The organism is Streptomyces ardesiacus, from assembly GCF_003112575.1.
Taxonomy (GTDB): Bacteria; Actinomycetota; Actinomycetes; order Streptomycetales; family Streptomycetaceae; genus Streptomyces; species Streptomyces ardesiacus.
In genome coordinates this window covers 45,761-56,593 of record NZ_BEWC01000015.1, presented here as the reverse complement: position 1 = coordinate 56,593, position 10,833 = coordinate 45,761, and the positions used below count along the sequence as shown (strand labels likewise).

Below are 10,833 nucleotides of genomic sequence, written 5' to 3'. Positions count from 1 at the left end.
GCGAGATGGCCCGCGACCGCGCCTTCGCCGGCGCCGAGCGGGAGGCCGCCGCCGTCGCACCGGCCCTGTCCATCACCACCGACCGCGAGCAGTTGGAACGCGTCGTCGCCTCGGCCGGATCGGACACCGGGATGGCCGTGCACATACCGGCGCCCGGGGGCCGCAGCGGGGACGCCACCGACCTCGGCCGGCAGCGCGCCACCGACCACGACATCGCCGCCGTACGGGAGATGGGCCGGGCCTCGACCACCGAGGTGGACGGCGGCTTCAGCCTGCTGCAGCCGGTCGCGCTCAGCTCCGGCGAGATCGCCGTCGTCGAGGTGTTCGTCCCCGAGTCCGCGGTGACCAACGGCGTCGGCACGGCCTGGGCGGTGCTCGCCGCGGTCGGCGCCGCCCTGATCGTCGGTTCGGTCGCGGTCGCCGACCGGCTGGGCGTCCGGATGGTGCAGCCCGCGCGGCGCCTGGTCGACGGGGCGCACGAACTGGGGGAGGGCAGGCTCGGCGCGCGGGTGCCCGAGGAGGGACCGGACGAACTGCGGCGCGCCGCCGTCGCGTTCAACTCCATGGCCGACCAGGTCGTCCAGCTCCTCGCCAACGAGCGGGAACTGGCCGCCGACCTCTCCCACCGGCTGCGCACCCCGCTGACCGTGCTGCGGCTCAACGCGGCCTCGCTGGGCGACGGTCCGGCCGCCGAGCAGACCCGGGCCGCCGTCGAGCAGCTGGAGCGCGAGGTCGACACCATCATCCGCACCGCCCGGGACGCCAAGCCCCAGACGGCCGCCGCCGGTCCCGGTGCCGGGTGCGACGCGGCCGAGGTGGTCCGGGAGCGGATGGGGTTCTGGTCGGCGCTGGCCGAGGACGAGGGCCGCAAGTGGCGGGTGGCCGGCGCCGAGCGGCCGGTGCGCATCCCCGTGGCCCGCTCCGACCTGGCCGCCTCCCTCGACGCCCTGCTCGGCAACGTCTTCCGGCACACCGCCGAGGGCACCGCCTTCGCCGTCGACCTGCACAACGGCGAGGACGCGGTGATCGTGCTCGTCTCGGACGCGGGCCCCGGCATAGCCGACCCCGAGGCGGCGATGGCCCGCGGCCGGGGCTCGGGCACCGACGGCTCGACCGGGCTCGGCCTGGACATCGTGCGCCGGATGGCGGAGTCGACCGGCGGTGACGTGCGCATCGGCTCCTCCGTGCTGGGCGGCACCGAGGTGCGGATCTGGATCCAGCTCGACGGGCGGACGGCACCGGAGCGGCGCGGGCACCGGGGAGCCGTCCGCCGGCGCCGACAGGGCCGTGCGCCGGCACCGGAACCGGCTCGGGCACCCGCGGCCCGGGCGGGCCGCGACCACTGAATCCCCGGGCTTCCCCCGGCGGTGCGGCCCCCCGGCCACCGGCCCCGTGCGCGGGGCGCGGCGTCCCCCCGGGCGCCGCGTCCCGCAGCCTTCGTCCCCTGTGCCCGCCGCGGGGCTACTCGGCCGCGTCCACCGGCGGCAGCGTCCCCGTGCGGGCCGCCCGCCCGTACCACAGGGCGCTCGACTTCGGGGTGCGCTGCTGGGACGCGTAGTCGACGTACACCGCGCCGAAGCGCTTCTCGTAGCCGTACGCCCACTCGAAGTTGTCCAGCAGCGACCACAGGTAGTAGCCGCGGACGTCGGCGCCGTCGGCGATGGCCTGCCGGACCGCCGTGAGGTGGCCGTTCAGGTAGGCGACCCGCTCGGGGTCGTGGACCGAGCCGTCCGCGCCGGGCTTGTCGTCGTAGGCCGCGCCGTTCTCACTGATGTACAGCGGCGTGCCGGGGGCCTCGCGGTGGTAGCGCATGATCAGCTCGTGCAGGCCGGACGGGTCGACGCTCCAGCCCATCTCCGTGCGCTCGCCCGGCGGCTGGTGGAAGGCCACGTCGTCCGTGGCGGGCCACGGCGAGTGGTCGCTGGCGCCGTGGCCGTCGGCGCGCGGGGCACGGGAGTCGGCGTCGGCCGCCGAAACCACGGTGGGCGTGTAGTAGTTGAGGCAGATCGCGTCGATCGGCTGGCGGATCCGGCCCAGGTCGCCGTCCTGGACGTGCGACCAGTCCGATACCGAGGCGGTCGCCTCCAGGAGGGTCTGCGGGTAGGCGCCGTGCAGGATCGGGCCGTGGAAGATCCCGCCCGACAGGTCGTCGATCTTCCGCGCAGCCGCCAGGTCCTCGGGGCTCTGCGACAGCGGCCGCACGACGGAGGTGTTGAGGCTGATCGCCACCGAGTTGCGGGCCGGCATCACCGAGCGCAGCGCCACCGTGCCCAGGCCGTGCGCCAGGTTCAGGTGGTGCGCGGCGCGCAGCGCGGCCGCCGGGTCGGTGCGGCCGGGGGCGTGCACACCGGAGGCGTAGCCCAGGAAGGCGGCGCACCACGGCTCGTTCAGCGTGATCCACTGCTCCACCCGGTCGCCGAGCGCCTCGCCGACGATCTGCGCGTACTCGGCGAAGCGGTAGGCCGTCTCCCGCTCGGGCCAGCCGCCCGCGTCCTCCAGCTCCTGCGGCAGGTCCCAGTGGTAGAGGGTGACGGCGGGCTTGATCCCGGCGGCCAGCAGCTCGTCCACCAGGCGGCGGTAGAAGTCCAGGCCGCGCTGTACGGCGGGGCCGCGGCCGGTCGGCTGCACCCGGGGCCAGGAGATGGAGAAGCGGTAGGCGCCGAGGCCCAGGTCCTTCATCAGCGCCACGTCGTCGCGGTAGCGGTGGTAGTGGTCGACAGCGATGTCACCGGTGTCCCCGCCGGCCGTCTTCCCGGGGGTGTGACTGAAGGTGTCCCAGATCGAGGGGGTACGGCCGTCCTCCCGCACCGCGCCCTCGATCTGGTACGCCGAGGTGGCGGCGCCCCAGAGGAAGGCGGGGGGGAAGGTCACCGGGGTCACCGGCGTTGCGGACTCAAGCATGGAAGCGCTCCCATAGAGGGTTCGTGGCGGGGTCGTCCCGGTCGGGGCAAGTCCGACCGGTGGGACCGACGGGGTGGAGGGACGAGGGGGGAAACCGGGCTGTGACCACCCGAACCGGGGCCGGGGCGGCGGTGACCCGGCCCCCGAGGGCGAGGAGGTGAGGTGTCAGCCCTTGACGGCGCCCTGCATGATGCCGCCCACGATCTGCTTGCCGAAGATCGCGAACACCAGGAGCAGCGGCAGCGTGCCCAGCAGCGCGCCCGCCATGATCAGGGACTGGTCCGGGGTGTAGCCGCGGCCGAGTCCGGCGAGGGCGACCTGCACGGTGGGACTGCCGTTCTGCGTCAGCACGAGGAACGGCCACAGGAAGTCGTTCCAGGTCTGCACGAACATCAGCATGCCGAGCACGGCCATCGCGGGCCGCGCCGCCGGGAACACCACGTGCCACACCACGCGCCAGCTGCTGGCGCCGTCGACGCGCGCGGCCTCGATGATCTCGTCCGGCAGTGCCTGGAGCAGGTACTGCCGCATGAAGAACACGCCGAACGCGTTCACCAGGGACGGCAGGATCACCGCCTGGAGCTGGTCGGACCAGTCCAGCTTCGCGACCATCATGTACAGCGGGATGATGCTGAGCTGCGGCGGCACCATCATCGTGCCGATGACGATCAGCATCAGCGCGCCCCGCCCGCGGAAGCGGAGCTTGGCGAAGGCGAACCCGGCGATCGTCGACAGGAACACGATGGTGAGCGCCGAGGTGCCGGCCACGATGGTGGTGTTGAGGAACGCCTCGCCGAGGTTGGCGTCGTTCCAGGCGATCTCCAGCTTGTCGAACAGGTTGCCGCCGAACCAGAACGGCGGCGGCGTCTGGGCGAGCCGCTGGTTGTCGCGCGAGGCGGCGATCGCCGTCCACACCAGCGGGAACAGCGAGCCGATGGTGAACAGGGCGAGGATGATGTAAGCGATCGGCCCCGCGTGCAGGTGCCCGCCGGCCCGGGAGGCCTTGGAGCCCCGGCGGCCCCTGCCCTTGCGGGACGGCTCGGGTGCCGCGTCGGCCGGGGGTTTCGTCATGGTCGTCGTCACGGCCGGTTCTCCTTAACTACTGGCGCGCAGCCGGCGCGAGATGACGGCGTTCAGGATCCCGATCACGATGAGGATCAGGAACATCGCCCAGGCGATCGCGGAGGCGCGGCCCAGGTGCTGGTTGACCCAGCCCTGCTCGTACAGGTACAGGCCGAGCGTCTGGAACTGGTGCTGGGAGCCGCCCGAGGCCCCCTTGTTCGCGTCGAACAGCAGCGGCTCGCCGAAGACCTGCGAGGCGCCGATGGTCGACACGACGACGGTGAACAGGATCGTCGGGCGCAGCGAGGGCAGCGTGACGTGGATGAACTGCCGCCAGCGGCTGGCGCCGTCCAGCGCCGCCGACTCGTACAGGTCCTGCGGGATCGCCTGCATCGCGGCCAGGTAGATCAGCGCGTTGTAGCCGGTCCAGCGCCAGATGACGATCGAGGACACGGCGAACTTCGACGCCCACGAGCCGTTCTGCCAGTCGATCTTGTCCAGTCCCACCAGGTCGAGGAACCAGTTGATCATGCCGTAGTCACGGCCGAAGAGCAGCACGAAGACCAGCGAGGCCGCCGCGATCGAGGTCGCGTACGGCGCCAGCATGACGACCCGGTAGAAGGTCGAGGCACGCAGCTTGTAGTTGAGGATGTGCGCGAGGCCCATCGCCATCAGCAACTGCGGCACCGTGGAGAGGATGCCGATCCACAGCGTGTTCTTCGCCGCGTTCCAGAAGAACTCGTCGTCGAAGATGCGGGTGTAGTTGTCCAGGCCCGTCCACTTCATGTCGGTGGGCGCGGTCAGCTCCACCGTGTGCAGCGAGGCCCAGCCGGTGTAGACCAGCGGGAACAGGCCGAAGGCGAGGAAGAGCAGGAAGAACGGCGAGACGAACGCGTACGGGCTCCAGCGGATGTCCCGCTGCCAGCGCCGGGAGAGTTTCGCCCGCCTCTTGCGGTCGGCCTCGGCGGCCGTCCTGCCACCGGGCGGGCGGCCCGGGGCCGCGCCCCCCTTGACGGGGGACGCGGCGGTGTCGTGCCGGGTGGTCATTCCGGTCACTTCTCCAGGTTGTTGTCGATGGTCTTCACGGCGTTGTCCCAGGCCGCCTTGGCCGACTTGCCCTGGGTGACGAGGATGACGCCGTTGTCGGTCAGACCCTGCTGGATGATCTGGTCCTTCGGGCCGATGACCTGGCTCGGGATGGCCTCGGCGGCCTTGGCGAAGACCTGGCCGATCGGCGCGTCACCCGTCATCTCGTTCTTGCCGCCGGTCACCTCGGGCATCGTGTACGTGGCCGGGGCGCTCGGGAAGCTGGCCTGCACGGCGAACAGCTTGGCCTGCTGCTCGGGCGCCGTCAGCCAGGTGATCAGCTTCTGGGCCTCCTTCACGTGCTTGCCGCTCTTCGGCACGCCCAGGAAGGTGCCGCCCCAGTTGCCGGACTTGGGGGCCTGGGCCACGTCCCACTTGCCCGCGGACTCGGGCTTCGACTTGCCCTTGATGGTGCCGAGCATCCACGGCGGGCAGGCCACGGTGGCGAACAGGCTGTTGGAGACGGTCTGGTCCCAGGCCGGCTGGAACTGGGTCTGCGACTGGACCAGGCCCTTCTCGGCGGCGTCCGCGGTCAGGTCGAAGGCGCTCTTGACGGCCGGGTTGGTCTTGTAGACGACCTCGCCGGCGGCGTTGTAGAACTTCTCCTTCTCACTGCTGAGGATGGCGTTGATCAGACCGCCGGGGGAGTCCATGAAGTAGGTGTCCTTGCCGGCACCCTTCTTGTACTGCTCGCCGGCCGCGATGAACTTCTTCCAGTCGCCGGCCCACAGCTTGGAGACCTCCTCGCGGTCCGTCGGCAGGCCCGCCTTCTCGAAGAGGTCCTTGCGGTAGCAGATGGCCATCGGGCCGATGTCCGTGCCGAGACCTATCGTGGCGCCGTCCTTGGTGGTGCCCTGCTGCCACTTCCAGTCCAGCCAGTTGTCCTTCTTGACGCCCTCGGCCTTGGACATGTCCACGAACTTGTCCGCCTGGGTGGCGACGACCTCGGCGATGTTGCCGACCTCGATCGCCTGCACGTCCTGGAGGCCGCTGTTGGTGGTGAGGTGGTTGACCAGAGCGGGGTAGTAGTTCTCGTTCCGCTCGGTGACGTTCTCCTCGATCTTGATGTCCGGGTTGAGCTTCTCGTACTCCTCGTAGAGACCGGCCTCCTTGAAGCCCATCGTCCCGAACAGACCGAGGGTGATCGTGGTCTTGCCGCTGCTGTCGCCCGACGACGAGCTGTCCTCGTCCTTCCCGTCGTCGGCGCAGCCGGCCAGCAGCCCGGCGCCCAGCGACGCGATGGCCGCCATGACCACCACCTTGCGGGCCGATCCTCTGCGTGCTGCTCGCATGTGCGTCCTCCTGTTGCCCTGACGTGCCGACCCCCCGGCCAACTACATGGTTGGGCCCGCTGCTTCATGTGTTTCGTTCGTCGCTGCGGCTCGGGCGGGGAACGTGCGGGATGTGTATGTGCCAGGTAGTGTGGGAGCGCTCCCACAAGTGATGTGTTGAAGATTCGCGGGTCCGGGCGGGGGTGTCAAGGGAGCGGACGCGACGAATTGCGTTCAGTTATCGGCCTGTTAACTGGACGTTGCGTGCGGCACGGAGACACTCCCGTGCGGCGGGCGGAGCGGCCGGAGTCGGTCATTACACCCGACCGGCCTGTTAAATTCCAGGCCAGCCGCAGAGTGCGGGGAACGACGGGAGGCGGAGCCGATGGCAAGCCACGGAGTGCGTGGGCGGAGCGGTGGCCGGCCCACCCTCGAAGAGGTGGCGGCACGCGCGGGCGTCGGCCGCGGCACGGTCTCCCGCGTGATCAACGGCTCCCCCCGGGTGAGCGACGCGACCCGGGCGGCGGTCGAGGCGGCGGTCGAGGAACTCGGCTACGTCCCGAACACGGCGGCCCGCGCGCTGGCGGCCAACCGCACGGACGCGATCGCCCTGGTGGTGCCGGAGCCGGAGACCCGGTTCTTCGCGGAGCCCTACTTCTCGGACATGCTCAAGGGCGTCGGCTCCGAGCTGTCCGAGACCGAGATGCAGCTCCTGCTGATATTCGCGGGCAGCGACCGGGAGCGGGCGCGCCTCGCCCAGTACCTCGCGGCGCACCGGGTGGACGGCGTCCTGCTGGTCTCGGTGCACGCCGACGACCCGCTGCCCGACCTGCTGACCCAGCTCGAGATCCCCGCGGTGATCAGCGGCCCGCGTTCGGCCGCCGAGCCGCTGGCGTCGGTGGACTCCGACAACTACGGCGGCGCCCGCTCGGCCGTCGAGCACCTGCTGTCCCGGGGGCGCGGCCGGATCGCCCACATCACCGGCCACCTCGCCGTCTACGGTGCCCAGCGGCGCGTCGACGGCTACCGCGACGCCCTGCGCGACGCGGGCCACGAGGTGGACGAGGGGCTGATCGAACCGGGCGACTTCACCGAGGAGGGCGGGCGCCGCGCGATGGCGGAGCTGCTGCGCCGCCACCCCGACGTCGACGCGGTCTTCGCCGCCTCCGACGTCACCGCGGCCGGTGCGGGCCAGGTCCTGCGCGAGGCGGGCCGGCGCATCCCGGACGACGTGGCGCTGGTCGGCTACGACGACTCGGCGATCGCCCGGCACATGGAGCCGCCGCTGACCAGCGTGCGCCAGCCCATCGAGGAGATGGGCCGCGCGATGATCGACCTGCTGCTGGCCGAGATCGCCGACCGCAGGCCGGTCGCTTCGCGCGGGCTGGGGCGGCACCAGGTGGTGCTGGCGACGGAGCTGGTGGAGCGGCGGTCGTCGTGAGGTGAGGGCCGGCGGGGCCGCGCCCTGGGCGGTGCGGTGCCGTCGGAGCGCGTGCCGTGTACGGGCTCCGCGACGTACGGGCCCCACAACGCGATCAGCCGGTGACTCTCTTACGAGAATCACCGGCTGATCACTCAGGGTGAGTGACGGGACTTGAACCCGCGGCCACCTGGACCACAACCAGGTGCTCTACCAGCTGAGCTACACCCACCAAGGCCGGTGCTCGAATCCCGCGTGGCGGGGTTTCCCGACCGGCTGAGAAAAAGTGTACAGGGTCCGAAGGGGTGCTCGCGCCCGGCTTTCCGCACGCCGCCGCCGACGGTCCCGCTGCCCCTAGCCGGCGGACACGACGTGCTTGGCGGCGATCGCCTTGGCCGTGTCGGAGTCGGGGCCGGGCTGCGGGACGAAGACCGCCTCGCGGTAGTAGCGCAGCTCGGCGATGGACTCGCGGATGTCGGCGAGCGCGCGGTGGTTGCCGTTCTTCTCGGGGCTGTTGAAGTACGCCCGCGGGTACCAGCGGCGGGCCAGCTCCTTGATCGAGGAGACGTCGACGATGCGGTAGTGCAGGTAGCTCTCCAGCGCGGCCATGTCGCGCAGCAGGAATCCGCGGTCGGTGCCGACGGAGTTGCCGCACAGCGGGGCCTTGCCGGGCTCCTTCACGTGCTCGCGCACATAGGCCAGCACCTGGGCCTCGGCGTCCGCGAGGGTCGTGCCGCCGTCCAGTTCGGCGAGCAGTCCGGACGCGGTGTGCATCTCGCGCACCACCTCCGGCATCGTCTCCAGGGCGCGGTCCGGCGGGCGGATGACGATGTCGACGCCCTCGCCGAGGATGTTCAGCTCGGAGTCGGTGACGAGGGCGGCAACCTCGATGAGCGCGTCGTCGGACAGCGAGAGGCCGGTCATCTCGCAGTCGATCCACACCATGCGATCGTTCATGCGGCCACTGTACGGGGGGCGCCTGGTCCGTGGTCCCCGGCGTCGGTGCGGACCCCGCGGGGGCTGCCGCCCCCGGGCCCCCGCCCGGCCCCGAACGGGCCTCGTCCTCAGACGCCGGACGGGCCGAGCCGCCCCGCCCGGCCTCGGAGGTGAACGCCGGACGGGCCGAGCTGCCCCGCCCGGCGTTTCGGGGGCGGCGTCACGTCACGGCGCGCTGCGCTGGCCCGGGACGCTCGCCGTGCCCGCCGGGAGGGGGGCCGCCGTGCGGCGGGACTGGAACGGGACCGCGGTCTCCGGGGGGAGGGCGGCCGGCGGGTCGGACGGGGGCAGGGGACGTGCGGCGCTCGCGGTGTCCTGGTCGGGCTGGCGGTCGCCCTGGGGGCGGCGGGCCCGGTAGGCGGCGCGGTAGGCGGCCGGGGACGAACCCAACTGGCGGCGGAAGTGGCCGCGCAGGGCGACCGGCGAGCGGAAGCCGCAGCGGCCCGCGACCTCGTCCACCGAGTAGTCCGACGTCTCCAGGAGCCGCTGCGCCTGCAGGACCCGCTGGGTGATCAGCCACTGGAGCGGGGCGCTGCCCGTCAGCGAGCGGAACCTGCGGTCGAAGGTGCGGCGGCTCATGTAGGCGCGCGCGGCCAGCGTCTCCACGTCGAACTGCTCGTGGAGGTGCTCCAGCGCCCAGGCGACGACCTCGGCGAGCGGGTCGGCGCCGATCTCCTCCGGTAAAGACCTGTCCAGGTAGCGCTCCTGGCCGCCGCTGCGGCGCGGGGGGACCACCAGGCGGCGGGCCAGCGCACCGGCCGCCTCGTTGCCGTGGTCCGTGCGCACGATGTGCAGGCACAGGTCGATCCCGGCCGCGGTGCCCGCGGACGTCAGCACGTCGCCGTCGTCCACGAACAGCTCGCGCGGGTCCACGTGCACCGACGGGTAGCGCTTGGCCAGCGTCGGCGCGTACATCCAGTGCGTGGTGGCGGGCCGGCCGTCCAGCAGGCCCGCGGCCGCGAGGACGAAGGCCCCCGTGCACAGTCCGACGATGCGCGCCCCCTCCTCGTGCGCCCGGCGCAGGGCGTCCAGCGCCTCCTCCGGCGGCGGTGAGGTGATCGACCGCCAGGCCGGCACGACGACGGTGCCCGCGCGCGAGATCGCCTCCAGGCCCTGCGGCGCGGTGAGTTCGAGACCGCCCGTGGTCCGCAGCGGGCCCTCCTCGCCGGCGCACACCAGCAGCCGGTAGCGGGGCACGCCGGCGTCCTGGCGGTCGATGCCGAACACCGACAGCGGTATGGAACTCTCGAAGATGGGGCCGCCGCTGAACAGCAGCACCGCGACGATCTCCTTGCGGCGTCGCCCGGAGAGCTTCCGGGCCGCGGCTTCCGGCGCGGCGGCGGAGTCGTGGCTCATCCTGCTAAGCCCCCCTCGGTGGTCGCGGCGCCCTTCACCCTTCGGGTCTGTCGCTCCAACACGTTTCCCCTCGGTCCTGCACGAGTCCCCCGCCGTAGACGGTCAAGATCGAATCTACTGCGTCCCGTCGCGCCGAGGTGGCTGGTTCGGCACTTGGGACAATGTCGACATGGCAACTTGGCGTGAAGCAGTCGATCACGAAGCGTTGCACTCCGGGGCGCCCCTGTGAAGTGCGCCTTGTGCCGGTGGCCAATCCACGTAGGGTGCGCAGGGGTCCCGGGACCCTGTCCGTGCAGGTGGAACGGGGGTTGGGGGGTGGTGAGGGGTGGTGATGCGCCACCCCCGGAAGTTGGCTGAAAAGAAGCGGAACTGTGCGCGGAAACCGGTCAGTCGACCGGTGTGTTTTTCCCCGCGTGCCGTCCGCCCCGGCGCCTGCGCGACCGGGTGGCGTGACGTTCGGAGCGCCGCAGCAGCAGACGGCACGCGCCGGTGACGGCGGCCAGGCCGAGGGCCGTGCCGGCGGCGCCCGCGAACGAGGCGCCGTACCACAGGAGTGCGACCGGTACGAGGACGCAACTGAACGCCGCCCAGCGGACGAGGTCGGTGACGCCGTCGCGGCGGGGTGGGCCGGAGGGCGGCTCGGCGGGGCGGTGCGGTCGGGTCACGGGTGCTCCCTGGGGTGGCGGCAAGGGGATCAACGTCCGCGCGGCGCAGGGGTCACGACCGGTGACGGACAGTTGA

General features: G+C 72.0%; 9 protein-coding genes and 1 tRNA gene. 2 read left to right on the top strand and 8 right to left on the bottom strand.

Translation table 11 applies throughout. The annotated features are described in order from the left end of the window. Window positions 1-1,346 (top strand): sensor histidine kinase (locus Sdi02f_RS34905; protein WP_108934750.1); only part of this gene is annotated, 1,346 nt, incomplete at its 5' end. 115 nt (window positions 1,347-1,461) lie between these two features. Here the strand turns inward: Sdi02f_RS34905 and Sdi02f_RS34900 are convergent. The 4 genes from Sdi02f_RS34900 to Sdi02f_RS34885 form a co-directional block, all read right to left on the bottom strand. Next, a complete protein-coding gene (locus Sdi02f_RS34900) occupies window positions 1,462-2,901 on the bottom strand; it encodes a GH1 family beta-glucosidase (RefSeq protein WP_030400085.1) in 1,440 nt (479 codons plus the stop codon). A gap of 165 nt (window positions 2,902-3,066) precedes the next feature. Then, window positions 3,067-3,984, bottom strand: coding sequence for a carbohydrate ABC transporter permease (locus Sdi02f_RS34895; RefSeq protein WP_030400084.1), 918 nt, complete (start codon window positions 3,982-3,984; stop codon window positions 3,067-3,069). A 12-nt stretch (window positions 3,985-3,996) separates the two neighbouring features. Beyond that, the gene (locus tag Sdi02f_RS34890) at window positions 3,997-5,010 is read right to left on the bottom strand and encodes a carbohydrate ABC transporter permease (protein ID WP_030400083.1); all 1,014 of its coding nucleotides are present in this window, start codon (window positions 5,008-5,010) and stop codon (window positions 3,997-3,999) included. A gap of 5 nt (window positions 5,011-5,015) precedes the next feature. Then, window positions 5,016-6,341, bottom strand: coding sequence for an ABC transporter substrate-binding protein (locus tag Sdi02f_RS34885; RefSeq protein WP_030400082.1), 1,326 nt, complete (start codon window positions 6,339-6,341; stop codon window positions 5,016-5,018). A gap of 364 nt (window positions 6,342-6,705) precedes the next feature. On the opposite strand from Sdi02f_RS34885, the gene Sdi02f_RS34880 reads away from it, so the two are divergent. Then, complete coding sequence (locus Sdi02f_RS34880) at window positions 6,706-7,761, top strand: LacI family DNA-binding transcriptional regulator (RefSeq protein ID WP_030400081.1); 1,056 nt, start codon at window positions 6,706-6,708, stop codon at window positions 7,759-7,761. A gap of 138 nt (window positions 7,762-7,899) precedes the next feature. Here the strand turns inward: Sdi02f_RS34880 and Sdi02f_RS34875 are convergent. From Sdi02f_RS34875 to Sdi02f_RS34860, 4 genes are all read right to left on the bottom strand, one after another. Further along, a tRNA-His gene (locus Sdi02f_RS34875) sits at window positions 7,900-7,972 on the bottom strand. Between the two features lie 122 nt (window positions 7,973-8,094). Then, entirely contained in the window at window positions 8,095-8,697 is a 603-nt protein-coding gene (gene orn, locus Sdi02f_RS34870) for an oligoribonuclease (protein ID WP_031084170.1), read from the bottom strand. A 204-nt stretch (window positions 8,698-8,901) separates the two neighbouring features. Beyond that, a complete protein-coding gene (locus Sdi02f_RS34865; RefSeq protein WP_030400079.1) occupies window positions 8,902-10,092 on the bottom strand; it encodes a helix-turn-helix domain-containing protein in 1,191 nt (396 codons plus the stop codon). 386 nt (window positions 10,093-10,478) lie between these two features. Next, window positions 10,479-10,757 (bottom strand): hypothetical protein, encoded by a 279-nt coding sequence (locus Sdi02f_RS34860; protein WP_108934024.1) that lies wholly within the window; start codon window positions 10,755-10,757, stop codon window positions 10,479-10,481. Between the last annotated feature and the right edge of the window lie 76 nt (window positions 10,758-10,833).

What these genes read in the sequence shown, in the direction of transcription:
- Sdi02f_RS34900 (WP_030400085.1), bottom strand. Translation starts at nt 2,901, where the DNA reads ATGCTTGAGTCCGCAACGCCGGTGACCCCGGTGACCTTCCCCCCCGCC.
- Sdi02f_RS34890 (WP_030400083.1), bottom strand. Translation starts at nt 5,010, where the DNA reads ATGACCACCCGGCACGACACCGCCGCGTCCCCCGTCAAGGGGGGCGCG.
- Sdi02f_RS34885 (WP_030400082.1), bottom strand. Translation starts at nt 6,341, where the DNA reads ATGCGAGCAGCACGCAGAGGATCGGCCCGCAAGGTGGTGGTCATGGCG.
- Sdi02f_RS34880 (WP_030400081.1), top strand. Translation starts at nt 6,706, where the DNA reads ATGGCAAGCCACGGAGTGCGTGGGCGGAGCGGTGGCCGGCCCACCCTC.
- orn (WP_031084170.1), bottom strand. Translation starts at nt 8,697, where the DNA reads ATGAACGATCGCATGGTGTGGATCGACTGCGAGATGACCGGCCTCTCG.
- Sdi02f_RS34865 (WP_030400079.1), bottom strand. Translation starts at nt 10,092, where the DNA reads ATGAGCCACGACTCCGCCGCCGCGCCGGAAGCCGCGGCCCGGAAGCTC.